This window comes from Dysgonomonas sp. HGC4 (assembly GCF_001261715.1).
Taxonomy (GTDB): Bacteria; Bacteroidota; Bacteroidia; order Bacteroidales; family Dysgonomonadaceae; genus Dysgonomonas_A.
Genome location: NZ_CVRU01000047.1, coordinates 1 through 26,939 on the forward strand (window position 1 = coordinate 1; position 26,939 = coordinate 26,939).

21 protein-coding genes are annotated in these 26,939 nt (G+C 35.0%); 16 read left to right on the forward strand and 5 right to left on the reverse strand.

The features are described from left to right. Nucleotides 1–2,280, reverse strand: a 2,280-nt coding sequence (locus HGC4_RS04060; RefSeq protein WP_050708846.1) for a right-handed parallel beta-helix repeat-containing protein, incomplete at its 3' end; no start/stop codon positions are given. Nucleotides 2,281–2,513: 233 nt separating this feature from the next. Here HGC4_RS04060 and HGC4_RS04065 point away from each other — a divergent pair. The 9 genes from HGC4_RS04065 to HGC4_RS04105 all read left to right on the forward strand — a co-directional run bounded on the left by HGC4_RS04065 (nt 2,514) and on the right by HGC4_RS04105 (nt 12,799). Next, nucleotides 2,514–5,201: a DNA gyrase/topoisomerase IV subunit A gene (locus HGC4_RS04065; RefSeq protein WP_050708847.1), complete on the forward strand. Its 2,688-nt coding sequence runs from the start codon at nt 2,514–2,516 to the stop codon at nt 5,199–5,201. 17 nt (nt 5,202–5,218) lie between these two features. After that, on the forward strand, nt 5,219–6,064 hold the full coding sequence (locus HGC4_RS04070) for a DUF3316 domain-containing protein (protein ID WP_082204065.1): 846 nt from the start codon (nt 5,219–5,221) through the stop codon (nt 6,062–6,064). A 56-nt stretch (nt 6,065–6,120) separates the two neighbouring features. Beyond that, a complete protein-coding gene (locus HGC4_RS04075; protein WP_050708849.1) occupies nt 6,121–6,618 on the forward strand; it encodes a DUF7000 family protein in 498 nt (165 codons plus the stop codon). Then, entirely contained in the window at nt 6,615–8,375 is a 1,761-nt protein-coding gene (locus tag HGC4_RS04080) for a glycosyltransferase family protein (protein ID WP_050708850.1), read from the forward strand. Before HGC4_RS04075 ends, HGC4_RS04080 begins: the two co-directional genes overlap by 4 nt. 7 nt (nt 8,376–8,382) lie before the next feature. Beyond that, entirely contained in the window at nt 8,383–8,673 is a 291-nt protein-coding gene (locus tag HGC4_RS04085; RefSeq protein ID WP_050708851.1) for a putative quinol monooxygenase, read from the forward strand. Nucleotides 8,674–8,676: 3 nt separating this feature from the next. After that, nucleotides 8,677–9,153 carry a pyridoxamine 5'-phosphate oxidase family protein gene (locus HGC4_RS04090; protein ID WP_050708852.1) on the forward strand — a complete coding sequence of 159 codons (477 nt, stop codon included), beginning with the start codon at nt 8,677–8,679 and terminating at the stop codon, nt 9,151–9,153. Between the two features lie 75 nt (nt 9,154–9,228). Continuing rightward, a complete protein-coding gene (locus HGC4_RS04095; protein WP_050708853.1) occupies nt 9,229–10,548 on the forward strand; it encodes a hemolysin family protein in 1,320 nt (439 codons plus the stop codon). A 31-nt stretch (nt 10,549–10,579) separates the two neighbouring features. Next, nucleotides 10,580–11,710, forward strand: a complete 1,131-nt coding sequence (gene tgt / locus HGC4_RS04100) for a tRNA guanosine(34) transglycosylase Tgt (RefSeq protein ID WP_050708854.1) — start codon at nt 10,580–10,582, stop codon at nt 11,708–11,710. Nucleotides 11,711–11,722: 12 nt separating this feature from the next. Continuing rightward, nucleotides 11,723–12,799, forward strand: coding sequence for an LptF/LptG family permease (locus HGC4_RS04105; RefSeq protein ID WP_050708855.1), 1,077 nt, complete (start codon nt 11,723–11,725; stop codon nt 12,797–12,799). A 73-nt stretch (nt 12,800–12,872) separates the two neighbouring features. Here HGC4_RS04105 and HGC4_RS04110 read toward each other — a convergent pair whose 3' ends face one another. The 4 genes from HGC4_RS04110 to ileS all read right to left on the reverse strand — a co-directional run bounded on the left by HGC4_RS04110 (nt 12,873) and on the right by ileS (nt 18,269). Next, complete coding sequence (locus HGC4_RS04110) at nt 12,873–13,637, reverse strand: DUF4296 domain-containing protein (protein WP_050708856.1); 765 nt, start codon at nt 13,635–13,637, stop codon at nt 12,873–12,875. After that, entirely contained in the window at nt 13,634–14,263 is a 630-nt protein-coding gene (locus HGC4_RS04115) for a lipoprotein signal peptidase (RefSeq protein WP_050708857.1), read from the reverse strand. Before HGC4_RS04115 ends, HGC4_RS04110 begins: the two co-directional genes overlap by 4 nt. A 176-nt stretch (nt 14,264–14,439) precedes the next feature. Next, nucleotides 14,440–14,820 carry a TraR/DksA family transcriptional regulator gene (locus HGC4_RS04120; protein WP_050708858.1) on the reverse strand — a complete coding sequence of 127 codons (381 nt, stop codon included), beginning with the start codon at nt 14,818–14,820 and terminating at the stop codon, nt 14,440–14,442. A gap of 38 nt (nt 14,821–14,858) precedes the next feature. Continuing rightward, nucleotides 14,859–18,269 (reverse strand): isoleucine--tRNA ligase, encoded by a 3,411-nt coding sequence (gene ileS, locus HGC4_RS04125; protein ID WP_050708859.1) that lies wholly within the window; start codon nt 18,267–18,269, stop codon nt 14,859–14,861. Between the two features lie 190 nt (nt 18,270–18,459). On the opposite strand from ileS, the gene HGC4_RS04130 reads away from it, so the two are divergent. The 7 genes from HGC4_RS04130 (at nt 18,460) to HGC4_RS04160 (ending at nt 26,886) form a co-directional block, all read left to right on the forward strand. Then, nucleotides 18,460–19,926, forward strand: coding sequence for a capsule assembly Wzi family protein (locus HGC4_RS04130; RefSeq protein WP_050708860.1), 1,467 nt, complete (start codon nt 18,460–18,462; stop codon nt 19,924–19,926). 128 nt (nt 19,927–20,054) lie between these two features. Continuing rightward, on the forward strand, nt 20,055–21,191 hold the full coding sequence (gene rfbB, locus HGC4_RS04135) for a dTDP-glucose 4,6-dehydratase (RefSeq protein WP_050708861.1): 1,137 nt from the start codon (nt 20,055–20,057) through the stop codon (nt 21,189–21,191). A 96-nt stretch (nt 21,192–21,287) separates the two neighbouring features. Beyond that, nucleotides 21,288–22,034 (forward strand): hypothetical protein, encoded by a 747-nt coding sequence (locus tag HGC4_RS04140; protein ID WP_050708862.1) that lies wholly within the window; start codon nt 21,288–21,290, stop codon nt 22,032–22,034. Between the two features lie 69 nt (nt 22,035–22,103). Continuing rightward, a complete protein-coding gene (murB, locus tag HGC4_RS04145) occupies nt 22,104–23,108 on the forward strand; it encodes a UDP-N-acetylmuramate dehydrogenase (RefSeq protein WP_050708863.1) in 1,005 nt (334 codons plus the stop codon). A gap of 97 nt (nt 23,109–23,205) precedes the next feature. Then, complete coding sequence (gene murA, locus HGC4_RS04150) at nt 23,206–24,510, forward strand: UDP-N-acetylglucosamine 1-carboxyvinyltransferase (RefSeq protein ID WP_050708864.1); 1,305 nt, start codon at nt 23,206–23,208, stop codon at nt 24,508–24,510. A gap of 43 nt (nt 24,511–24,553) precedes the next feature. Then, entirely contained in the window at nt 24,554–25,711 is a 1,158-nt protein-coding gene (locus HGC4_RS04155; protein WP_050708865.1) for an iron-containing alcohol dehydrogenase, read from the forward strand. A 41-nt stretch (nt 25,712–25,752) separates the two neighbouring features. Continuing rightward, entirely contained in the window at nt 25,753–26,886 is a 1,134-nt protein-coding gene (locus tag HGC4_RS04160; protein ID WP_050708866.1) for an adenylyltransferase/cytidyltransferase family protein, read from the forward strand. The last annotated feature ends 53 nt before the right edge of the window (nt 26,887–26,939 follow it).

A 26,939-nucleotide genomic window follows, 5' to 3' on the forward strand; every position in this document is an offset into this window, starting at 1 on the left:
CTCCAAATCTGTCCATTTATCAATATCTCCCCTATTATATTTTAGAATGACATCATTCTCTTTCAATCCAAATCGTGCTAAAATAGAATTCTCCTCTAATTTACGAATAAGAACTCCTTTAATATCATCCATTCCTGTAGCCGATCGTTCGCCTTCGGTACTTAAGTTTTTAAACTTAGCATCCAACCAATCATATATTTCATCTACATTTCCTAAATCATTTGAGATTTTAAAATCGGGAAAGTCCGGCATTTTAGCTATTTTTTTCAATTTATCATATTGCACTCCGAATTTATTCATCTCGAAGTTCTTAAAGCCAACTTCCAAAGCTGGAGAATTATCTTTAACCCTATAATCTCCTATTTCAGGATTAATAAACATTGGATTACCAGCCTTTGAATGATTATCTGTTCCGTTCTCCTGAGACGCTTTCAAAGACGCTAAATCAGGAAAGAAATTATAATCAATCTCATCACCCCAATCTTTTACCCGAATCGGCAAATAAGCCTTTGTAACAATGTTATATCTGAAAGTATCCTTAGAATTTGCGAACCAAACGTGCGGATGAAACGAGTTATTAACCATTATATTATTTTCAACTTTACGATGAAAACCTTCTCTTAACTTAATACCCCCATTGAAACACAAATTATTATAAATATGATAATTTGACGATCCATCATCTAAATCTATATCCCAACCATGATCACACCGCCAACGATTATTCCTTATAATTGTGGTCTCAATAGCATCCCAGAGCACAGCTTGAGGATATTTGGCACTTAAAGAATCCATCATTCCTCTATCTGCATACCAAAACCTATCGCGTCCCCACGAATTAAAGGATCCATGATCGCCCGTTTCCTGCACCGTATCAAAAACATCATTCCACTCTATAATATGTCCTCCCCATGTACCTTCGCTAATGTTTATTCCGGCACGAGGCATATCATAAATACTATTATGACTTACAGTTATATTTTTAGACATCGAAATTTGGACACCTGCAACCTGCTTCTCAACTGTACCAATATTGTATATTAGATTATTATCTACAACACACAAACTAGGATAATTATTATTGACTGGACCTTTTACAGTATCTACTTTATCCCATGATATAAATTCGTTATACTCAAAACGAGGAGAACGAACCGCCGTAGGAGATCCCACAAAACAAACCCCACTTGCTCCGATATTAGTTATATGATTATTTTCAACCCTATCATTTCTATTATAATTAGAAAAGAAGATTGCGTTACCACCTATCGAGTTTATAAAGCAGTTTTCAACCAGACAATTTTCGGTACCCTCCAATTTTATAGCACCACTGCGATAAATAGTCCAATCACTTCTAAGAAGAGGTTCTTTTGTTTCCATAAAGGTACGTAAAGTTTGCCTCAATTCCAGATTCTTTATTTCTATATATTTTACAGGAGATTCCTCCGTACCTTTCAATATAAAAATACTCTCAAGTTGTGGTATTTCAATTAGTGCAGTTTTCAAATCTAAATCTTTCGGAGGATAAAAATACAATGTCTTATTTTCCTTACTATAATACCACTCATTTTCTGAATCCAACTCCTCAAATATATTCTCGACCATCCGATAACTATCGTGCATCCCCATTTGTCGGTTATTCTGAAAACCTCCTTCCAGAATCAAATTATCTGATTTATCTTTCCCCGTTATTAAGTATTGGTATCCTCCCCACTCGTGCTTATGCATTGCATGTACAAACCCTCCTGCAGGATTAGTCCACTTTTTTACTCTCTCAGATGAAATAGCATCTTTTGAAAAACCATTAAAATGACGCACCTCTTTATTATAGTTCGGGTATCTGGCCATATGCTGCTTCTCTCCATTAACATATAGTTGATCAAAAAGCAACGGCTCATCAATCTTAGTCTCCCAAATGCCCTCTTTGTACTCTTTCCAATCTAAATTAGTTAAAGGCTTTGCTGTACTAATAACTGCATGCTCATCAGAGTAAGAACTGAAAACTATAGGGCAATCTTTTGTTCCCGAATTAGTAGACGTTAAAAGTATAGGTTCTGTAATATAATGTACTCCTTCTCTTAAAGAAATAGTAATCGCTTCCTTGCCGGCAAAAGCAGAAGCCGTTTTTGTAGCTTTCTCCAAGGAGGCAAAAGGCTGTTCTTTTGTTCCCGGATTATCATCATTACCAGAAGGTGATACAAACAGAGTTAGTTGAGGTTGCTGACAGCCCGAAACTAAAATTACCAAAGTTGCAGCTAAAATAAAAAGTGTCTTTTTCATAGAATTAAATACTTAAAGGTGCAATATTCAAAAATAAGCAAATAACCTTAAAGATTGGCTCATCTATATAAAATTATAACAAGCAATTACTATTTATAATCCAATTAGTAATTATTCTCACATTAGGGATTCAATTGTCAATTATACGAAGGCAAACCGCTTTGTTATCAAAGTAAAAAAAATTATCTTTGAGTAATTTTTGATTTATCAGATCTGTTTATTAAACTACTTATATGCTTCCTGAAGATATTATTGAAGACGAGACTAACGACTTAGATGAAAGTGTAACTTCTAATCAATCGGATGATGAGAATGAAACATCATCCCGTTCTGAGTACAAAATCCCAACAAAAGATGGTGAAAACCAGCTACACCTATCGGGGATGTACCAAAACTGGTTTTTAGATTATGCCTCGTATGTAATATTGGAACGCGCCGTTCCACATATAGCAGATGGACTAAAGCCTGTACAACGCCGTATACTGCATTCGATGAAAAGAATGGATGACGGACGATACAACAAAGTAGCCAACGTTATAGGTCATACGATGCAATTTCACCCTCACGGTGATGCATCTATTGGTGATGCCTTAGTACAACTCGGACAAAAAGATCTTTTAGTGGATTGTCAGGGTAACTGGGGTAATATTTTAACTGGCGACGGAGCTGCTGCACCTCGTTATATTGAGGCACGTTTATCTAAATTTGCTCTCGAAATAGCGTTTAATAACAAAACAACTGAGTGGAAATCGTCTTATGACGGCCGAAATAAAGAACCAATTACACTACCCGTTAAATTCCCCTTATTATTAGCACAAGGAGTTGAAGGTATTGCTGTTGGTTTAGCATCCAAAATACTACCTCACAACTTCAATGATTTATGTGATGCCTCCATAGCTTGCTTAAGAGGTAAAGAGTTTACTCTATATCCTGATTTTCAAACAGGAGGTTATATAGATGTAAGCCGCTATAACGATGGAGAAAGAGGGGGGGCAGTAAAGGTAAGAGCCAAAATATCAAAGCTTGATAATAAAACTCTTGTAATAACAGACATTCCTTATGGCAGAACCACAAGTTCGGTCGTAGAATCGATATTGAAAGCCAATGATAAAGGAAAAATAAAGATTCGTAAGGTTGATGACATAACAGCTCTGAATGTAGAAATACATATCCATTTAGCAGCAGGAGTATCGTCAGACAAAACGATTGATGCACTATATGCTTTTACTGATTGCGAAATCAGTATTTCGCCCAACTGTTGTGTAATCTCTGAGAATAAGCCTCACTTCTTAACTGTAAGCAGTATTCTTCGTGACAACACGGACAACACACTTAATTTGTTACGTTGGGAACTTGAAATTCATAAAGGCGAACTCGAAGAAACATTACACTTCTCATCTCTTGAAAAGATATTCATAGAAGAACGCATATACAAGGATAAAGGATTTGAAGATTCGGCTGACATAGATGCTGCAATAGAACATATCAGCAAACGTTTGATTCCTTTTACTAAGCTTTTTATCAGAGAAATTACACGTGAGGATATTCTCAGATTGATGGAAATCAAAATGGGACGTATCCTAAAATTCAACTCAGATAAAGCTGATGAGCTTATTGCCAGATACAAATCGGAAATTGAAGAAATTGAGCGTAATCTAGCCGACATTGTAAATTATACGATTGATTGGTTTATAATGCTCAAAGAAAAATACGGAAAGAATCATCCTCGTATGACTGAGATTCGCAACTTCGATACTATTGAAGCATCTAAAGTTGTTGAAGCCAACGAAAAGCTATATATAAATCGCGAAGAAGGATTTATAGGTACATCACTCAAAAAAGATGAGTTTATCTGTAACTGTTCTGATATTGACGATGTTATTATCTTCTTTAAAGATGGTAAATACAAAGTGGTGAAGGTTAGCGATAAAATGTTTGTCGGAAAGAATGTATTGTATGTTAACGTTTTCAAGAAGAACGACAAGCGTACCATCTATAATGCAATATACAAACAAGGTAAAACCGGACCGCACTATATAAAACGTTTTGCAGTAACCGGCGTTACCCGAGACAAAGAATATGATGTTACTATGGGTGACGAAGGTTCACGCATTGTATATTTCAGCGCAAACCCCAATGGAGAAGCGGAGACTGTGCGTATCCTTTTAAAGCCTAAGGCTAGACAAAAAGTACAATTATTCGAAAAAGACTTTAGTCAGATAGCAATAAAAGGACGTCAATCGATGGGTAACCTACTCACAAAAGCCGAAGTGCATAAGATTACTTTAAAACAAAAGGGTAAATCTACTTTAGGTGGACGAAAAGTATGGTTCGATCCTGATGTTTTACGTCTCAATTATGACGAAAGAGGTAATTATCTGGGAGAATTCCAAAGCGAGGAGCAAATTCTTGTAGTGAAAGAGAACGGCGATTTTTATACTACCAATTTTGACTTAAGTAATCACTACGAAAGTGGTATTCTTAAGATTGAAAAATTTGATGAAAGTAAAGTCTGGACTGCTGTTTTATTTGATGCCGACCAAGAATATATATATTTGAAACGTTTCTCTTTCGAAGCATCAAGTAAGGTTCAAAATTTCTTGGGAGACAACAATGCTTCTAAACTATATTTACTTACTGATATTGTTTATCCTCGAATAGAAGTTGTATTTGGAGGAAATGACAGTTACAGAGGCACACTAATTATTGATGCTGAAGAATTTATATCCGAAAAAAGCTTCAAAGCCAAAGGAAAACGTGTTTCTACTTATGAGATAAGTAAAGTAAGAGAACTTGAGCCTACACGATTCCCTGAGAAAAAAGAGGTTGAGGAAGAAGAGGAAGGCTCTTTTGCAGTAGAAATTGATGACGAGGATGCATTGGATGAGTTAACGGGACAGAAGAAGATTGATTTTGAATAAAAATAAAATTCATCAACATGAGTATATATCGAATTCTTTTAAGCCTTTGTATGGCGTATTGCTTATTCAGTACAAACTCATTGTATGCCCAAGATGTTAACGAAAAAATCAGGTCGACCAATAATGCTACTCTCATAGGAGTAGGTAGTAGTAATTTGTATGACACCTATCTATCGCCTCTCAAATATACAGGAACGTCTTTTCGTTTAATGAATGAACGAATGAGAAAAACATCGTGGTTCAATAATAATTTCACTAAACAACAACTCATAGACCTAGAGGTAACCACAACTAAAAATCCAATAGGAAATGCCGATCAGTATTCGGTACTGTTGGGATATACTCTTGGAGGACACTATAATCTCATTAAAACTGACAAATTCAGATTTTCGGCCGGAGGTCTATGGAATATTAGCGGAGGTGTACTATACAATCAGCGAAATTCAAACAATCCGGCTTCAGCCAGAGCTTATAGTAATATAAACCTATCTGCAATTGCTTTTTATAGTTGGAAGAACATCACTTTCCGTGGGCAAATAGATGCACCGGTATTGGGTATTTTATTCTCACCACATTACGGACAGTCTTATTATGAAATATCTTTAGGTAACAGTGTTGATGTAATTAATTTTGCATCATTACACAATCAAAGAGCCTTAAGAACGTACTTTACCGCAGACATACCTGTTTCTAAAGTGACATTACGGGTGGGATATTTAGGTTCATTCTACCAAACTAAAATTCATAATTTACAGACCCATAACTACTCTAATAGTATTGTTATAGGTTTAGTTTCCGAATCAGTAAATCTCAGTGGGAATAAGATTAAATCAAATAAGATCATAGATAGTAGCTTTTATTGAGTATTCTTGTTTTCTTAATGATCGAAATTATTAGATAATACTAAAAGTTATTAGAAATGAAGAATTTTAGTGATTACATTACTGTTTACAAGGAACAATTACAAAAAGAAGATATTCAAAAGGCTTACGAAGGATTGGTAAAATATGTGATGGCTTTAAAGTCTCATTTTTCAAAAAGATTATCAGATGAGTTTCTTTTTGGAAATATTTCTCCTGGTTATATGGACTTTACCTATTTCCCTTTTTTTAATGACTTTCTAAGAGAGCAAAAGTTAAGGTTTGGAATTGTACTAAATCATAAAAAAGTTAGATTCGAACTTTGGCTGATGGGACAAAATTTAGAAATTCAAAAAAACTATTGGAATTTATTAAAAACAAGCCCATGGAATAAAGAGCAAATAGCCATGCCCAAATATTCAGTTCTCGAGGTAATATTGGTTGAAAACCCCGACTTTAACGAACTCGATATCTTGACTTCAAAAATTGAACAAGAAGCAATTATTCTTGTTCATGAAATAATAGACTATATCAAACATTCCAGCACATTCAAATGAACCTTCTCAAATTAAAAGATAATATTTCAAGTTTCTATAACAAGACATCTAACTTCATCGGGAATAATCAACGATATCAGTTTATATTATTCATCGCTGTTTTAGTTCTATTGTCAATAGCAATGATGGCTTGGTATTTCCCTGACGAAACAGTTACGGCAGGAGGTACTGATCTGATGTTTCATGCGAATAGATTTTATGCTATTATTCAGTCTATTGAATTTGGAACATTTCCATTTTACATCAATGCACATACTTTAAACGAATATGGGTATGCAGCAAATCTGTTTTATCCCGATTTTATGCTTATCCCTTTTGCCTTTTGCATCCCTCTAATAGGATTGGCATCATCTTATAAGCTTATTATATTTACCCATACAATTCTCTGTGGAATCTTATCCTATTGGTGCATTCGAAAAGTAACCAAGGATAATGCAATGGCTTTTCTCTTTTCTCTTTTATACACCTTCGCATTATATCGAATTATCGATTTTTCATATAGAGGAGCACTAGGCGAATTTATCTCTTTTACTTTTTTGCCTATTATCTTCTGGGGATTGTATGAAATTCTCTACGGAGACTTTAAACGAAAATGGTACATTATAACTATTGGTTTCACATGTCTCATATATACACATCTACTATCAGCTTTTCTTATTTTCTTGGTGGTGTGTATCACTTTACTTATCTGCTATAAAACGATTATAAAAACACCTGCCAGATTAATTTACTTAGGCATAGCGGGATTTGTTTCTCTTTTACTTTCTTTATTCTTTCTCCTCCCTATGTTTGAGCAGTTAGCAGACAATTCGTTTTACTTCCAAACACATCCGCTAGCCACAGAAATAGGTCCACAGTCTTTTGCTGTACGCCGCATTCTCTGGGGTATGTTTAGCGGATTAACAGACCAGAAATTAAGAATAGAGAGTATTGGAATATTATTAATTATACCTCTTCTATTTCGCATAGGAATCAAAGGGAAACATCCCTTCCTTAAATTTGCCGATATATCAATGATTTGCGGATTCATTCTTATTTTTGCAGTTACAGATCAATTTCCTTGGTATACATTCCCATTCAACAAATTAGCAATCCTACAATTTCCTTTTAGACTTTTACAACCTGCCAGTTTCTTATTAGCTTGCTCAGGCGCAATTTATATGACTATCATTGGTAGACAAACAAATAGAACTTTATTATTTATATGCTTAATTATTGGGGGGATAACCTTATCTTTAAAGACATCAGGAGGAGTTTATCTAGGTTATAACATATATAATATAAGCAATACAGGAGATTATAATTTGGATGATTTAGAAATAGTTGGCGCAGAATATCTACCCAGTTCAATACCCTCAGTGGAAACAGAAGATATAAGATACAGAATAGAATTTATCATAGATAGAGGACAGACAATTAATGTTGTAGATACTATCAATAGCACAATTACGAATATCAATAGATTAAAATCCAAATTGAGTTTCGACCTTAAACTAAATGAGCCCGAAAAAGTAACACTACCCCTACTCTATTATAAAGGCTATAAAGCAACTTTAGATGGAAAAGAACTAGAGGTTAAACAGGGCGGAGATGGATTACTTGAAGTAACAATACCAACATCGGGAAAAATAGAGGTGTGGTATAACGGAACTTCTCTACAACGCATTTCTCTTATTCTATCAATCGTTTCTCTATTAAGCTTAGTTATATATTTATATAAAATCGGAAAACGAAAAGATAAAAACACAATAAATTAAAGATAAAATGGCTGAATTAAAGATCGTTGCAACTATTACTGTTAAATCAGATAATAAAGAAGAGGTATTAGTCGCACTACAAAATGTAGTAAATGCTACTCGAAAAGAAGAAGGAAATGTTTCGTATGATTTACACCAAAATACTATAAACCCTTTGGAATATACGATTCTTGAAGTGTGGAAATCGCAGGAAGCTATTGACCTTCATAATGCCAGCACTCATTTTGATGAATTCAAAAAAGCTATAGCCGGAAAAATAGAAGGACTCAAAGTAGACATAATCAAACAAATATACTAAACTATGTTTCGAGAAATAAGACGACAAAACCGTGTATTAGAAGGAGATCGGATTACGGAACTACTTAACACATCCGAATTTGGATTCTTATCATTAGGCACATCCGAGAATGGCTATGCATATGGTATACCAATTAGCTATGCTTATGAGGAGGAAACTAATTCTTTATTCTTTCATTGTGCGCTTGAAGGACAGAAACTCGATGAAATAAAAAAGAATAATAAGATTTCGTTTTGTGTAGTTGGAAAAACAAACCCCATAGCAAATGAATTTACTACGCTTTACGAAAGTGTTATAGCCTTTGGTGATGCTCATATAGATTTATCGGATGATGAAAAGAGAAAAGCTCTACGTCTTCTGGTAAAGAAATATTCTGCAGGGTTTGAGGAAATTGCAGAAAAGTACATGGATAAGTCGTGGAACAGAACAGCAGTATTCAAGATCGAAATCAAACATATCACCGCTAAAGCAAAATATTAATCCGAAATTATAATCAATCCTTTTGGTGAAACCACAATTGTATTATCTTTGTAATATCATCATTTTAATAGATATATGATATCTAACATTCTTATTACTCTTCTTTTTGTATTCTTCAATGGTTTTTTTGTGGCTGCCGAATTTGCTATAGTCAAAGTAAGAAGCTCACAATTAGAACTTAAAGCGCAAGAAGGCAATCGCTTTGCGATTCTTTCAAAACATATCGTCAGCCATCTGGATGCATATCTGGCCGCTACACAATTAGGTATTACATTATCCAGTCTTGCATTAGGTTGGATAGGAGAACCCGTAGTTTCCAAAATGATAATCAGTTTTATGGAATTGGTTGGTGTAAACGTAAGCCCCGAATTAGCACACGGCATAGCATTACCTGTAGCTTTCCTTATCATCACCATTCTTCATATAGTGTTCGGTGAGCTTGCTCCTAAATCGTTGGCTATATTAAGACCTGAGCAAACAACTTTGTTTATCTCATATCCACTACAAGGCTTTTACTGGATCTGTCGCCCATTTATTTGGTTACTAAACGGATTTGCAAATCTGATACTTAAAATGTTCGGACTACACACTGCTTCAGAAACTGAATCATATAGTAGTGACGAATTAAAATATTTGGTTGATCAAGTACGCGAAAGCGGTAATATAGAGGATTCCAATTATGATATTATCAAAAACGCTTTTGATTTCTCTGAGCGTACAGCCCGACAAGTAATGGTTCCTCGTACACAAGTTTTAGCAATTGATGTTAACGACTACGATGCCGAGACTTTAGAGACTGTCATCGAAGATGGTTTCTCGCGTATACCTTGTTACGAAGACAGTATCGATAATATTATAGGGATAGTTCACCTCAAAGATATCCTTAAGAAAATGCGTCAAAACGGAGAGGTTGATATTCGCCCTATCGTGAGACCTGTATCTTTTGTTCCTGAGACTAAACGCATCGGACAAATACTAAAAGAATTCCAAATAAAGCACCAGCAAATTGCTATGGTGTTGAACGAATATGGAGGTATCGAAGGTATCATTACCATGGAGGATATTCTTGAAGAATTGGTAGGTGAGATACAAGATGAATACGACAATGAGATTCCATTTGTTGAAAAAATATCTGATAATATTTACTCAGTAATCGCTACTGCTGCTATAAGTGATATAAATAATCAGCTACCCCACTCTATCGATAAAGCTAAACAATACGATACCCTTGCAGGATATTTAATTGATAAGTTTGGTAGAATCCCCAATACTCACGACAAACTTGAAGCAGAAGGATACGAATTTTCTGTTTTAAAGAAAAACAAGACTTCAATAGTTCTTGTACAATTAGTTGATTTAGAAAGTCAACAAGAAGATTCTACGTCTAACAAATAATGAAAATCCTGAATACTCAGAGAAATTAAGAATGAAATTTGAACTTCAACATACCGATGTTCAATCTAAAGCTCGTGCAGGGTTAATTACCACCGATCACGGACAGATTGAAACTCCTATTTTTATGCCCGTAGGCACACAAGGTGCAGTGAAAGCAGTACATATGCCCGAACTCGAAAATGATATTAAAGCACAAATCATATTGGGCAATACATATCATTTATACCTGCGTCCGGGGTTAGAAATACTAGAGCAAGCAGGTGGATTGCATAAATTTAATAGTTGGAATAAACCTATTCTTACAGATAGCGGAGGTTTTCAGGTATTCTCTTTAGCCCATAATCGTAAACTGACAGAAGAAGGAGCAATCTTTCGTTCTCATATAGATGGCTCTAAGCACATGTTCACACCAGAAAGGGTTATGGACATAGAAAGAACCATAGGTGCTGATATTATGATGGCATTTGACGAGTGTACACCCGGAGATGCTGAATATAGCTATGCAAAGAAATCTCTTGATCTTACGGAGAGATGGCTCGATCGATGCATTACAAGATTTAACGAAACTGAATGTACTTATGGATATAAACAAGCTTTATTTCCGATTGTACAAGGTTGCGTTTATCCTGATCTAAGAAAACGTGCTGCCGAAAATGTAGCATCGAAAGGAGCAGAAGGTAATGCCATAGGTGGTCTGGCAGTGGGAGAACCTACTGAGAAAATGTACGAGATGATTGAGATTGTCAATGAAATATTACCACAAGACAAACCTCGTTATTTGATGGGAGTTGGTACTCCTGCTAATCTTTTGGAAGCCATAGAACGTGGAGTAGATATGTTTGACTGTATTATGCCAACTAGAAATGGACGTAATGGTCAAATTTTCACCCGTCATGGTATTATGAATATGAAGAACAAGAGATGGGCTAATGACTTTTCGCCAATAGACCCCGAAGGTGCTTCATTCGTAGATACACTATATAGCAAAGCATATCTAAGACATTTATTTATTGTTAACGAAATTCTTGCTCTACAAATCGCATCTATACATAACTTAGCTTTCTATTTATGGTTGGTTAAAGAGGCTCGCAAACACATTATTACAGGAGACTTTATCAGCTGGAAAGCTTCCATTATAGAAGACGTTACACGACGATTATAACACTTTGAGTTAATGCTTACTATATTAGACAGATATATTATTAAAAACTTTTTGGGGACTTATGTATTCTCCATTGTGCTTATCATATCTATTGCCGTAGTATTTGACTTTAACGAACAACTTGATAAATTTCTAAAAAACGATGCACCCGTAAAAGCTATAATATTCAGTTATTATCTGAATTTTATCCCCTATTACATAAATCTATTCAGTGCATTATTCGTTTTTATCTCTGTTATATTTTTCACATCCAAACTTGCTGATAATTCAGAGATAATAGCGATGTTAGCCTCAGGGATGAGCTTTAAAAGGCTCATGAAACCTTACCTTATATCAGCAGGTGTTATTGCCCTTATAAGCTTTGCTCTTAGTAGTTTTATTATTCCTCCTGCAAATGTGGTGCGGATAAACTTCATGAATAAATACATCAAGAATAAAGCTGTTACATATGCTGAGCGTATCCAAATTCAAATAGAACCGGGAGTTATAGCTTACTTCAACAGATACGACAATAATGATAAAATGGGATTCTATTTTTCATTAGATAAATTCGAAGGTAAAGAATTAGCCTCACGCCTTACAGCTAATCGTATTCAATACGATTCATTATATAATTGGACTATTTACGACTACTCTATTCGTGAATTTGATGGAATGAGAGAACATATTACAACAGGTAGTAAAATTGATACAGTACTGACTATTGTACCTAGTGATTTCCTTATCTCCAGCAATGACTTTGAGCAAATGACTACGCCTGCTCTACACAAACATATTCAACGTCAAAAAGACAGAGGAATCGGCAACATACAGGCATTCGAGATAGAGTATCATAAAAGATTCGCTTCTATAGCTTCAGCATTCATATTAACCATTATTGGAGCTTCACTATCGTCACGAAAAGTAAAAGGAGGTATGGGGTTAAATATTGGGATAGGGCTTCTTCTGAGTGTATCGTACATTCTATTCTTAACTCTAAGTTCTACCTTTGCTGTATCGGGAGCTGTTAGCCCTTTAATCGCTGCTTGGATACCTAACGTTATATTCGTAGGTATAGCAGCATACTTATATAACAGAGCCCCAAATTAAGAAGATATTCCTTTTTAGATTTTAATCTGATCTACTTTCTCCCAATAGAGAAATAGAAAATTTCCTATAAAGCTTATTTAATAGCTAAAGAATCAACTTTATTAACAGTTGTGCTATCTTTTGGAGTTTCAATATTCTTCAAAACAATATTGTAAAGTAAGACTTTTTTGTCAATCGAATTTCGAGCATCTATATGAATATATCCCGAAATATTTTTGAGAGGAAGAGTATCACCTAATACCCTAAATTGGGCATCTTTATTCAAAGACTGATACTTAGTGATAGTAGTATCCTTATATTCAAACACTACCTCTAACTCAGCTTTCATTTGCTCTTGAAGACCTAGTGTATTAAACTCTAATGAGAAGTTAGGATAATTATGAATACGAACAGAATCAATATCAAAAGTTAGTGTTGGCACATAGCCTGATAAATAAAAGAAAGAAGGTAATATCGAATTATTTACATTTGAGGCACCTAAACCTCGAGAGAATGTTTTACTTAGATGCTCTACTTCTGTTTTTAATGAAGAAATAACGGAATCATTTACTTTCATATATATTTCCGCATTATCAGCATACCAAACCAATGAAGAGTCTAATTCAGCCTGAGTTATACCATGTTTATTGAGAATACCTTGTATAAGGGCATCCTTTTGCTCTTTGTCTCTAAAATCGTTATATTTATTTTGATAGATGGCTTCAGCTAATTGAATATCATGCAGAACTTCAACCATTTTGTCACGAGATAAGGCATCTTTACCGTCCCTGCAAGAGATCACACTTACAGAACTAATAAAAAAGGACAATAGATAACATGTCAACTTACGTTTTCTCATGCTGCATTTTCTGGTTTTTGCATTGTTTCTAGCAATGTTTTACGGTAAAAGATTAGTAACAATACAATACCAACTGTTATAGCTGAATCTGCTAGATTGAATATAGGACGGAAGAAGATAAAATCCTCACCACCCCATACAGGCACCCACTGAGGAAATACGCCCTGTATCAGAGGAAAGTAAAACATATCTACTACTTTACCATGCAACATGCTCGAATATCCTTGTCCAAAAGGAACTAATGATGCTACATGACCCGGATAACTAGCTGTAAATATCTCACCATAAAATACACTGTCTATAATATTACCTAAAGCTCCGGCTAATATCAATGCAATACAAGCAATATACCCATTAGCGTAATTTCTCTTCACTAATTGATATAAGTAATATCCTATAAAACAAACCGCTACAATACGAAATAGTGACAAGAATAATTTACCTATGACTTCAATACCAAACGCCATACCATTATTTTCCACAAAGTATATTTTAAACCAACTGGCAATATCAATACTATCATAGAGTGCCATATTAGTTTTCACCCAAATTTTTAGAACCTGATCTGCTATTATAACGAGTAAAACAACTAAGATGGCTGTTAGCCCTTTTGGTAATTTATTCATAATCTTTTTATAAGTACAGTAAACTATCTATGTTATATCATGAATAAAGCTGACAAGTGTAAAGCTGTAATAAATAAGCTTGAAGTCTAAACTATAAACATGAGAAGAAAAAGCAGTAAAACTATAAAATAATCTTACTACTTTTCCTTTATAAATATTCTAATTATTGATATTTATTATTTAACTCCTCCATTTTTTGCTTCGATGCTCAATGTTGCATGAGGCACTGCACGTAAACGCTCTTTAGGAATTAATTTCCCTGTTTCACGGCAAATACCATATGTCTTATTTTCGATGCGAATAAGAGCTGCTTGCAAGTTCTGGATAAATTTCATTTGACGTTGCGCCAATCTTCCAGCCTCTTCTTTTGACAAAGTAGAAGCACCTTCTTCCAAAACTTTAAATGTTGGAGATGTATCTGTAACATCATTACCATCAGAGTTTGTTATAGATGCTTTTAGAGCTTCGTACTCTTCTTTGGCTTTTACTAATTTCCCCAAAATCAGATCGCGGAATTCTTCTAATTCCTCATCTGTGTATCGTGTTTTTTCTCCCATAATGCTCACCTTTTAGAGTTTAATATTAATTTTTAGTATTATACCTTATCAACAGATATGTTTAATACAAAATCATCCATATCTATTTCTATTCCGTCGACTGTATCTTCCAAGGAAATTTCATCTGCTAGAACCTGTCCTGCAATATAATCATAATATTCTTTAACTGCATTACTGATTTCTTGAGAATCTGATAATTTTACCTTTATACGGTCTACAATATCAAAACCATTCGATTTTCGAATATTTTGTATACGATTTACCAATTCGCGGGCAACTCCTTCCTTACGTAAATCGTCTGTAATAGTAATATCCAATGCTACTGTTAAGCGTCCTTCATTAGCTACCAACCATCCTTCTATATCCTCTGAGATAATTTCTACATCTGCCAATTCAATAGTAGCCGATTGACCTTCTATATCAAACGTATATGAACCTGTAGACTCTAGCTGAGAAATAGCATTCTGATCCATCACCTGAACTACTGCTGCAAGTTGTTTCATTATCTTGCCATAGCGTGGTCCTAGTTTCTTAAAATCAGGCTTAACCTTCTTAACCAATATACCGGCTGCATTATCTACATATTTGAGCTCTTTTACATTAACTTCGTTCAGTATAAGATCACGCACAGCCTCAATAGCATCTTGTTGATGCTGATCCAATACAGGAATCATTATCTGCATCAATGGTTGACGTACTTTTATACTTACTTTTCTACGTAAAGCTAATATCATAGAAGATATGCTTTGAGCTATTTGCATACGCTCTTCTAATGCCTTATCAATAACTGAAGTATCATATTTCGGAAAGTCTGCAAGGTGGATCGATATTTCACTATCAAGTTCACAAGCAACTGTCAGATCATGATATAACTTATCAGCATAGAAAGGAGCTATAGGCGCCATCAGTTTGGCTACAGTTTCTAAACAAGTGTAAAGGGTCTGGTATGCTGACAATTTATCTGCAGTCATGCTGCCACCCCAAAAGCGTTTCCTGTTTAAACGAACGTACCAATTACTCAAGTTATCGTTTACAAAATCAGATATAGCACGTCCTGCTTTTGTAGGCTCATAGGTTTCATAATATTCATCTACTTCTTTCACCAATGTATTGAGCAGAGACATAACCCAACGGTCTATCTCTGGACGCTCTCGTATTGGTATTTGAGGTTGAGAGTTATTAAAGCCATCCACATTAGCATACAATGCAAAGAACGAATAAGTATTGTATAATGTTCCGAAAAACTTACGACGAACCTCATCTATACCTTCTGTATCGAATTTCAGATTATCCCAAGGCGAAGCGTTTGTTATCATATACCAACGCAATGGGTCTGAACCATATTTTTCTATCGTTTCGAACGGATCAACTCCATTGCCTAAACGCTTAGACATTTTGTTTCCGTTTTTATCTAAAACCAAACCATTCGATATAACATTCTTAAATGCAACACGACCATTTATCATGGTTGATATAGCATGCATTGTAAAGAACCAACCTCTGGTTTGATCTACACCCTCTGCAATAAAATCAGCAGGATATATTTTCTCGAATTCCTCAGCACTGATATTTGGATAAAACACCTGAGCAAAAGGCATAGCACCCGAATCGAACCAAACATCGATCAAATCGGTTTCACGCTTCATCGGTTTTCCCGAAGGCGATACCAATATAATATTATCAACATAAGGACGATGAAGATCTATCTTCTCGTAATTCTCTTTATCTAAGTTGCCTATTTCAAAACCAGCCCAAGGCTCTTCGGACATGAATCCAGCCTTGATTGATTTAGCTATCTCTTCATACAATTCTTTAACCGAACCAATACAAAGTTCCTCTTTACCATCTTCTGATCTCCAGATAGGTAACGGAGTACCCCAGTAACGGCTACGGCTTAAATTCCAATCTTGTAGATTTTCTAACCATTTACCAAAACGACCTGTACCTGTTGATTGAGGTTTCCAGTTAATTGTTTGATTTAGCTCTATCAATTGATCTTTACAAGCAGTTGTACGTATAAACCAGCTATCCAAAGGATAATATAATACAGGCTTATCTGTACGCCAACAATGAGGGTAATTATGTACATGTTTTTCTATACGGAATGCTTTATTCTCTTGTTTAAGCATCACACATATATCTATATCTAAAGTAGCATCTGCCTCGGTTAAAGAGTTATCATAAGCATTTTTCACATAACGCCCTGCATATTCTTTATATAGGTCAACATTCACCGATTGTTTTACATAATTAGCATCAAGGTCATCCAATTTGAAATACTTACCAGTAAGGTCAACCATTGGACGCAGATTACCATCTTTATCCGTCAACATCAGTGCAGGAACATTGTTAGCCTTAGCAACTTTAGCATCATCTGCACCAAAAGTTGGCGCTATATGTACAATACCTGTACCATCTTCTGTTGTAACAAAGTCTCCGGTTATTACTTTAAATGCACCCTCTCCCGGATTTACCCAAGGGATAAGCTGCTCGTATTTCATTCCTGCTAATTCAGAACCTTTCCACTCTCCTACTACTTTATAAGGTATCAGTTTATCACCTTGCTTATAATCATCAAGTTGTAAATCTGCTGCTTTAGGATTAAAAAGACTAGCTATAAGAGATTTTGCTGCGATAGCAGTCATCTTATCACCTGTATATGGATTGTATGTCTGTACAGCAACATATTCTATTTCTCCACCCACAGCCAAAGCTGTATTTGAAGGAAGAGTCCAAGGAGTAGTTGTCCAAGCCAAAAAGTATGGAGTACCAAAACCATTCATCTCTGGTTTAGTATCAATCGCTTTAAACTGGGCAACACATGTAGTATCTTTTACATCACGATATGTACCAGGTTGATTCAATTCGTGAGAACTAAGTCCTGTACCCGCTGCCGGAGAATAAGGTTGTATAGTATATCCTTTATATAAATATCCTTTACTATAAAGATCCTTAAGTAAATACCACAGAGTTTCAATATAACGATTATCATATGTGATATAAGGATCGTTCATATCCACCCAATATCCCATTTTAGTCGTCAAATCTTCCCACTCTTTCGTATACTTCATAACCTCCTTGCGGCAGGCATCATTATATTCTTGTACGGATATTTTCTTACCTATATCCTCTTTTGTTATTCCCAACGATTTTTCAACACTTAACTCTACAGGCAAACCATGAGTATCCCATCCGGCTTTACGATTCACTAAGAAACCTTTCATCGTTTTGAAACGACAAAATATATCTTTAATAGTACGAGCCATTACGTGGTGAATACCGGGCATACCATTCGCTGAAGGGGGGCCTTCATAAAACACAAACGTTGGAGCACCGTCACGTATCTCCAAGCTTTTTTGAAATATGTTATGCTGATTCCATTTATCTAATATTTCTTTATTTATATCAGACAAATTGAAATTATTGTATTCTGTAAACTTATGGCTCATAGCAAATACTTTATTCTGGTAAAAAAATTGTCGCAAATATAATAAAAAAACGAATATAAATCCCCAAAATTGACAGCATCTCGCTTCATTATATCATACTGCCAAAAACAAAAAAGAGCCCCAACACCTTATCTCTCTTTTTTTATTACATTTGTCTCTTATTTATTTGTGAAAACAGGATACGCTAAACATGAAACAATATTCGATACTTTTTCTTCTTTACATTGCCTCATCTTCTATTTGTATTGCACAAGAAACAGATGAAAATTTATCAGAAAGAACAGCTATAGATGTAAACATAGGAACTTTAGGCACTTTTTCGGGTGATGATAATGCTCCTTTTTGGCTTACCAACAATATGTATGGCTTAGGAGCTACAGATAATAATAGTGGCTACCTTAGAGTACAAACTTTTGCAAAGAAAAAATTAGCAGACCAACTAAAACTTCAACTGGGAGTAGACATTGTTGCTGCACACAATTTAAACTCCGATTTTCACTTTCAACAATTATATGCAGATTTTGCTTACAAAAATGTAAAACTTTCTATAGGTTCGAAAGAACGTGCACCTCTATTCAAGAACGAATTGCTTAGTACTGGAGGTTTAACCCTGTCCAATAATGCAAGGCCAATTCCTCAGGTAGAAGCCAGTCTTCCTAACTTTGTATCCATACCATATACCAAAGGACTCCTCGAAGTAATGGGTGGAATCTCTTATGGTCGATTTATGGATGATAAATTTAAACGAAACAATGCAGCAGACGGTTCTTATGCCGAAGAAATTCTATATCATAGAAAATACGGATTTCTGAAATTTGAAAATAATTCTGTATGGAACTTTATTATGGGTCTAGAAATGGATACTCAATGGGGAGGTCAATTTTATAAAGACGGAAAGTACAAATGGAGTAGTCCTGCCGGGTTCAAAGATTTTTTCAGAGTTTTATTACCAATGTCAGGAGGTAGCGACTCTAATATGACAGATCAAGCTAGTATATTAGGTAATGTCTATGGAAGCTTGCATTTTATAACCAATTACAGAAAAGAAGACTACACCGTTAAAGCATATGTAGAACGTTTTTTTGAAGACCATTCAGGACTATTTTTCAAAAGTGTTCCTGATGGACTATACGGTATAGAGCTTAATCTTACTAAAAAAGGGTGGATAACAGGATTATTATTCGAATACCTACACACAAAAGATCAATCGGGTCCATTCTTATGGGACAAAAGCGAAGAAATACCTGTTCAAGTAAGCGGTGGTGACAATTATTATAATCACGTTGACTATATATCCCTGAGTAATTATGGATTTGTTATGGGAAATCCATTACTTACATCTCCCAGATACAATAATGGTAGCTCTTTAACCGTTTATAATACTCGCTTGTCTTCTTTTCATGGAGGAATAACAGGTTATATATGTGATAATTTAAAATACAGAGCGCTGATTACTTACTCTCAAAGTTGGGGAACACCTTTGATTCCATCCAGAAGTATTCGCGATCAGTTCTCAACAATGCTTGAGACAACTTATAGCAATGATAAATTTCAAGGATGGCTATTTTCCGGAGCATTTTCTTACGATAAGTCAGATATGATTGGAGATAACACGGGTGTGCAATTCAAAATATCTAAAGCATTCCATGTTCAATAAGATTTCTTAAGTAACATAAACAAAGTTTATTGTGACTAAATTAGAGCTCTCATAATATTTGAAACATTTAATTTATAAATTTGTACTTTCTATATAAAAATTAGAGTTTAATTAAACATACAACATAAATGACTTACTTAGTAACAGGAGGAGCAGGCTTTATTGGGGCCAACTTTGTAAAATACATGTTAGCCAAATATTCAGATATACAAATTATTATACTAGATTCATTAACCTACGCAGGGAATTTAGGAACTTTATCTGAAGAGCTAAAAGATGCCAGAGTTAAATTTGTAAAAGGAGACATCTGTGACAATACTGTTACTGACAAAATATTCAGCGAGAATACTATTGATTATGTTGTAAATTTTGCAGCGGAAAGTCATGTAGACCGCAGCATCGAAAATCCTCAAATATTTCTTCAAACAAATATATTAGGAACACAAAACCTATTAGATACAGCAAAAAAATACTGGTCTAATGGTAAAGATGACAACAACTATCCCATCTGGAAAGAAGGCGTTAAGTATTTGCAAGTATCAACCGACGAGGTATATGGATCTTTAGGTGATGAAGGCTATTTTACTGAAACAACACCTCTTGACCCTAGTTCGCCATATAGTGCAGCTAAAACAGGAGGAGATCTTATAGTTAAAGCATATGGCGAAACTTATAAGATGCCAATAAATATTACACGTTGTTCTAACAATTACGGACCATACCACTTCCCTGAAAAACTTATACCACTCATTATCCGCAATATTCTTGAAGGTAAAAAACTTCCTGTATATGGAGATGGTAGTAATGTTCGTGACTGGTTATATGTAGAAGATCATTGCAAAGCTATTGACATTGTAGTCAATAAAGGCCGCATCTACGAGGTATATAATATTGGTGGACATAATGAGAAAAAGAACATTGATATAGTAAAGCTTGTTATATCAACCATATACGATATTATGGAAAAAGAACCACAATATCGATCTGTCCTTAAGAAAAAAGAACTTCTTTCGGATGGAACAATAGATATATCATGGATGAATAATGATCTTATAATATTTGTAAAAGACCGTCAGGGACACGACCAACGTTATGCTATTGATCCTGCTAAAATTTCAACAGAATTGGGCTGGACACCCGAAACAATGTTTGACAAAGGCATTGTAAAAACAATTCGCTGGTATTTGGATAACCAAGAATGGGTTGAAGAAGTTACTTCTGGTGACTATATGAAGTACTATGATCAAATGTATTCAAACAGATAAATGGGTCTATGGGCAATTTATTGCTTTTTATATGTCAAAAAACTCACGAGAGTTAATTAAATATAGTAACATAATTATTTACAGTATATAACTGTTATGGACAATCTAAAGTCTGCTATTGCCGATAAGATACTAGATCTATCTACCTCAGGTGGAGATGAAATGAGAGCAAAACTTGAAAAAATCAATCGTTTTCGTGATTTTGCTGATGCCTGTCGATCTCTGATACAAAAGTATCCCGCTATTGAGAATGAATTATTGAGAATGGTTGAGAATAATGATTTTGATACAAAAATTGCATCTTCGAGGGTTGATACAATTATCAGATTGTCTGAAAGCAACACTCCAACTAATCAGATTCACAATAATATCGAAAAAGATATTATAGAGTTGGAGGATATAAAGGAGCATCTCCCTACCCCTACAACTGATATTCAAGAACAAATTACAGAGCAAAACCAACCAATACAAGAAATTATATCTTCTGTTCAAGAAAACAGTGAGCCACAAAAGCTCCTACCCGAAGATATTGACTATGAAGAAGTAGCCATTACTCCCGAAACAGAAAAAGAATATGTTGATTTTGAAGAAGTAACTACTATTAATAATAAGCCAGTAAACACTATTCAAAATGAAGAGAGTACTATAAAGGAAATAGAAGCCCAATCGAACAAAGAGACCATAAAAAAGGGACTGTTGATCTGTGGTGTAATTGCCGTAATTATAGCTCTTATATTTATTATAAAATTCGTTATCAATAACTGGGAAATCATACTGTGGATAATCGGAGGAATTATTGTAGTAGGTATAGCAGGAATTGTAATAAAAAGAAATAGAAAATAATCTATCCAAACAAGCTCTATCTTTAAATTAAAACAAAATAGCAATATTTTACAGTATCCCATATAAGACATGTATCAATATAATACGCAGTTAAAACCATATAATTCATTTCGCACAGAAGCTTTAGCAAAGATATTTTGTGAGCCTACAGATATTAAGCAACTTCGACAGTGTTTGAGTGATCATCCGTTAGAAACAAAGCTAATCTTAGGAGGAGGATGTAACCTATTCTTCACTAAAAATTTTGAAGGATTGGTTATCAAACCCACTATGCTTGGCATTAGAGAAGTCTCAGATGAATCAGACGACTCTGAGCATGTATTTCTAGAAGTTATGGGATCAGAGGACTGGGATAACCTTGTCGAATACTGCGTAGATAAAGGTTATGCAGGTTTAGAAAATCTATCTTATATACCAGGTACTGTAGGAGCTTCACCTGTTCAAAACATAGGTGCATACGGAGCTGAAGTTAAGGACTGCATACATGAAGTGGTTGCCCTTAATATGGAAACATTAGAAGTGGTTTCCTTTTCAAATGCAGAATGTGAGTTTGGTTATAGGGATAGTATCTTTAAGAAACAAGATAATTATATAATCATATCTGTTGTATTTCTTTTAAACAGATCATATACTTATACACCAAAATATGCAGATCTGAATAAAGAATTAGAAGATGTTTCAGAACCTACAATCAGAGAGGTAAGGGATGCAGTTATTCGTATCAGACAACGAAAACTTCCAAATGAAAAAGAATTACCTAACTGTGGTAGTTTTTTTAAAAACCCTTATATTACAGAACAAGTAGCAGAAAGTATATCAAAAAAATACCCAGATCTACCTCTTTATCCATTGCCCAATGGTTTAATCAAAACATCTGCGGCATTTCTGATAGACAGAGCCGGATATAAAGGGAAACAAATCGGGCAAATAGGTACATATCCAAAACAAGCTCTTATTATTGTAAATTACGGTTCTACGGATGGTAACGATATTGTTTTTTTTATGAAAGAAATACAACAAGCCGTTGCTGACAAATTCAATATCAATTTAGAACCCGAAGTGAGAATACTATAAGGTTTTAGTCCTAATTTTATCACTTTGTAAGTATAACAGCCATAAACTATTATACCTTCAATATATCATTAAATATTTTACTTAAAAAGAAGATACCATGGCATCATTTATTATAGAAGGCGGTTGTCGCCTAAATGGAGAAATTACACCACAAGGCGCAAAAAACGAAGCGCTACAAATTATTTGTGCTGTACTATTAACTCCTGAAGAAGTAATCATAGAAAACATACCTGATATATTAGATGTTAACAATCTTATTTCTCTTTTGGGAGATATGGGTGTTACAACAAAACGAATAAATGAAAACACATGGTCGTTTAAAGCCGACAGTGTAGACTTGGCATACCTTGAAAGCCCTGAATTTTTAAAGAAGAGTGCATCATTAAGAGGTTCTGTTATGATAATAGGACCATTAGTTACACGATTCGGAAAGGCTTTACTACCTAAACCCGGAGGTGATAAAATTGGACGTCGCCGTTTAGATACCCATTTTGAAGGAATACAAAAACTAGGAGCTGAATTCAATTATGACAATGAGAAGCAAATGTATTCTATTACCGCCGATAAACTAAAAGGAGCATACATGCTTTTGGATGAAGCTTCGGTTACAGGTACTGCCAACATAATAATGGCAGCAGTTTTAGCGGAAGGCGAAACCACTATATATAATGCAGCTTGCGAACCATATTTACAGCAACTTTGTAAAATGCTGAATCGCATGGGAGCTAAAATAACTGGAATAGCATCTAATTTGCTCAGAATAGAAGGTGTTGAATCTTTAGGAGGAACAACCCATCGAATACTACCTGATATGATTGAAATTGGAAGTTTTATTGGAATGGCTGCTATGACAGGATCCGAAATTACGATAAAAGACGTAGCATATGATGAGCTAGGTATTATACCAGATACGTTTCGCCGTTTAGGAATAACATTAGAGCGCAGAGGCGATGACATTCATATTCCAAGACATAAAGATTATACGATTGATACATTCATCGACGGATCTATTCTTACAATTGCTGATGCACCATGGCCAGGACTAACTCCTGACCTGATCAGTGTTCTGCTTGTTGTAGCCACACAAGCACAAGGTAGTGTTTTGATACACCAAAAGATGTTTGAAAGTCGATTATTCTTCGTTGATAAGCTTATAGATATGGGAGCACAAATTATTCTATGTGACCCTCACCGAGCAACGGTTATTGGCACAGGTAGACGATCAATGCGTGCTACAACTATGACATCGCCCGATATCCGCGCAGGTATTGCCCTCCTTATTGCAGCAATGTGTGCAGAAGGTAAAAGCACAATCCATAATATTGACCAAATAGACAGAGGGTATCAAAACATTGATGTTCGCCTAAATCAACTTGGTGCTAATATAATGAGAATGGATTAAGGTAGCAGACCTTTTTTATTACTTTACTAAACAAAAATAAAACATGAATAACTTCAGTTTTGTCAATCCTGTAAAAATTATCTTCGGAAAAGATACCATAAAAGACCTTACTCAGGAAATTCCTGCGGACAGCAAAGTTCTTATCATTTATGGTGGAGGCAGCATCAAATCAAACGGAGTATACGACCAAGTAACAAAGGCTCTAGCATCCTTCGAATGGTTCGAGTATTCAGGTATTGAAGCAAATCCCCATTATGAAACTTGTATGGAGGTTGTTTCATATATAAAAGAAAAAAAGGTTGATTATCTACTTGCTGTAGGTGGTGGCTCAGTTGTTGATGCGACCAAATTTATTGCCGCAGCTGCTTGCTTTGAAGGCAATGACCCATGGGATATTCTAAGTAAGCATGCTAAAATAAAAGCTGCTATTCCTTTTGGTGTTGTACTTACTCTTTCAGCAACAGGATCAGAAATGAATGCAGGTGCTGTAATCACTAAAGTTGCTACACAAGACAAGTTAGCATTTGGATCGCCACATGTATATCCTAAATTTTCGATACTTGATCCAGAAGTTACCTACTCATTACCTCCCCGACAAATAAGCAATGGTATTGCTGATGCTTTCGTACACGTTATTGAGCAATATCTAACTTATCCAGTTAGAGCAATGATACAAGATAAATTTGCCGAAGCAATCCTTGTAACTCTAATTGTAGAAGGTCCCAAAGCACTCGAAACACCAAATGATTATGATGTAAGAGCTAACCTTATGTGGGCTTCAACGTGGGCTTTAAATGGATGGATTGGATGTGGTGTACCCGAAGATTGGGCTACCCATCAAATAGGACATGAACTCACTGCCTTATATGGTCTAGATCATGCTCAAACACTAGCAATCGTATTACCTGGAGTTATGACTATTCTAAAAGAACAAAAAGCAGAGAAAATACTTCAATTGGGTCAAGAAGTATTCGGGATATATAATAATCTCTCTAGAGAGGAACGCATTGAAAACACAATCAAAGCAGTAGAAAACTTTTTCGAAGGGATAAATATTAAAACTCATTTATCCGATTACGGGTTAAATAAAGATTCTATTGATAACGTATGTTCTAAATTACTAGGTCGTGGATGGACTTTAGGTGAAAAATCGAATATTACACCCGACGTTGTAAGAGATATATTAACTTGTCGATTATAATCTGACACGTTTTCTTTAAGATTATACACTAAACTGAAAATATGAAGAAGGTATTTGTAAGTGGATGTTATGACATGCTCCATAGTGGACACGTGGCATTCTTTGAAGAAGCTGCTGCACTTGGAGATTTATACGTGGGCATTGGTTCAGACAAAACCATTAATGAACTTAAAGCTCGAAAAACCATTAATAATGATCAGGAACGATTATACATGGTGAAATCTCTAAAGGCAGTAAAAGATGCTTGGATTAATCAAGGTAGTGGAATTATTGATTTCCTTGAAGAAGTAAAAACACTTAAACCTGATATATTCTTTGTCAATACGGACGGACATAGCTCTATTAAAGAAGAATTATGCAAAAAACTTGGTATTGAATATGTTGTAAGCAAAAGAGTTCCTCATGGAAATTTACCAAGCAGATCAACAACAGCTTTAAGAGAGGAATGTAGAATCCCATACCGTATAGATTTAGCAGGAGGTTGGCTTGATCAACCTAATGTTAGTGGACTATATTCAGGACCTGTACTAACTATCTGCATAGAACCTGACTATGAGTTTAATGATAGAAGCGGAATGTCAACCAGCTCTAGAAAAAAGGCTATTGAATTATGGCAAGTGGATATACCTTCTGGAGATAAAGAAAAATTAGCGAAAACATTATTTTGCTTTGAGAACCCTCCCGGCACTAAATATGTTAGCGGTTCACAAGATGCATTAGGAGTAACAATGCCCGGATTGAATAGGTTTCATTATACTGGTAACTTTTGGCCATCCGAAATAGAAAATGTTCTGGATAATAATACTCTTGATTGGATCGAAGAACACTTATGGCTAGTACCTCTATATCCTCGTCATGAAGATTATGATGTATTAAGTGATACTAACATAAACACGGAGAATGTTAAAAGACTAAGTGATGCAGCTACTAATTGTTGGCAGGCTATCAAGAATAAAGATGCTCAAGTATTCGGTAAAGCGATGATCCAAAGTTTTGATGCACAAATTGCAATGTATCCTAATATGATTTCGAATGACATCTTAGAAATTATAGATACATACAAGAATGAAGTTAATGGCTGGAAGATCAGTGGTGCTGGTGGTGGTGGCTATCTTATTTTTGTAAGCGAAAAACCTATAAACAATGCTATTCAGATAAGAATAAGAAGAAGCTAAATATAAAATTGGTAATATATTGACATAAATAAAGAGGATTATTAATAATCCTC

Bases quoted from the DNA above. Each gene is read 5' to 3' on its own strand.
- HGC4_RS04065 (WP_050708847.1), top strand. From the start codon at position 2,514: ATGCTTCCTGAAGATATTATTGAAGACGAGACTAACGACTTAGATGAA.
- HGC4_RS04070 (WP_082204065.1), top strand. From the start codon at position 5,219: ATGAGTATATATCGAATTCTTTTAAGCCTTTGTATGGCGTATTGCTTA.
- HGC4_RS04075 (WP_050708849.1), top strand. From the start codon at position 6,121: ATGAAGAATTTTAGTGATTACATTACTGTTTACAAGGAACAATTACAA.
- HGC4_RS04080 (WP_050708850.1), top strand. From the start codon at position 6,615: ATGAACCTTCTCAAATTAAAAGATAATATTTCAAGTTTCTATAACAAG.
- HGC4_RS04085 (WP_050708851.1), top strand. From the start codon at position 8,383: ATGGCTGAATTAAAGATCGTTGCAACTATTACTGTTAAATCAGATAAT.
- HGC4_RS04090 (WP_050708852.1), top strand. From the start codon at position 8,677: ATGTTTCGAGAAATAAGACGACAAAACCGTGTATTAGAAGGAGATCGG.
- HGC4_RS04095 (WP_050708853.1), top strand. From the start codon at position 9,229: ATGATATCTAACATTCTTATTACTCTTCTTTTTGTATTCTTCAATGGT.
- tgt (WP_050708854.1), top strand. From the start codon at position 10,580: ATGAAATTTGAACTTCAACATACCGATGTTCAATCTAAAGCTCGTGCA.
- HGC4_RS04105 (WP_050708855.1), top strand. From the start codon at position 11,723: ATGCTTACTATATTAGACAGATATATTATTAAAAACTTTTTGGGGACT.
- HGC4_RS04110 (WP_050708856.1), bottom strand. From the start codon at position 13,637: ATGAGAAAACGTAAGTTGACATGTTATCTATTGTCCTTTTTTATTAGT.
- HGC4_RS04115 (WP_050708857.1), bottom strand. From the start codon at position 14,263: ATGAATAAATTACCAAAAGGGCTAACAGCCATCTTAGTTGTTTTACTC.
- HGC4_RS04120 (WP_050708858.1), bottom strand. From the start codon at position 14,820: ATGGGAGAAAAAACACGATACACAGATGAGGAATTAGAAGAATTCCGC.
- ileS (WP_050708859.1), bottom strand. From the start codon at position 18,269: ATGAGCCATAAGTTTACAGAATACAATAATTTCAATTTGTCTGATATA.
- HGC4_RS04130 (WP_050708860.1), top strand. From the start codon at position 18,460: ATGAAACAATATTCGATACTTTTTCTTCTTTACATTGCCTCATCTTCT.
- rfbB (WP_050708861.1), top strand. From the start codon at position 20,055: ATGACTTACTTAGTAACAGGAGGAGCAGGCTTTATTGGGGCCAACTTT.
- HGC4_RS04140 (WP_050708862.1), top strand. From the start codon at position 21,288: ATGGACAATCTAAAGTCTGCTATTGCCGATAAGATACTAGATCTATCT.
- murB (WP_050708863.1), top strand. From the start codon at position 22,104: ATGTATCAATATAATACGCAGTTAAAACCATATAATTCATTTCGCACA.
- murA (WP_050708864.1), top strand. From the start codon at position 23,206: ATGGCATCATTTATTATAGAAGGCGGTTGTCGCCTAAATGGAGAAATT.
- HGC4_RS04155 (WP_050708865.1), top strand. From the start codon at position 24,554: ATGAATAACTTCAGTTTTGTCAATCCTGTAAAAATTATCTTCGGAAAA.
- HGC4_RS04160 (WP_050708866.1), top strand. From the start codon at position 25,753: ATGAAGAAGGTATTTGTAAGTGGATGTTATGACATGCTCCATAGTGGA.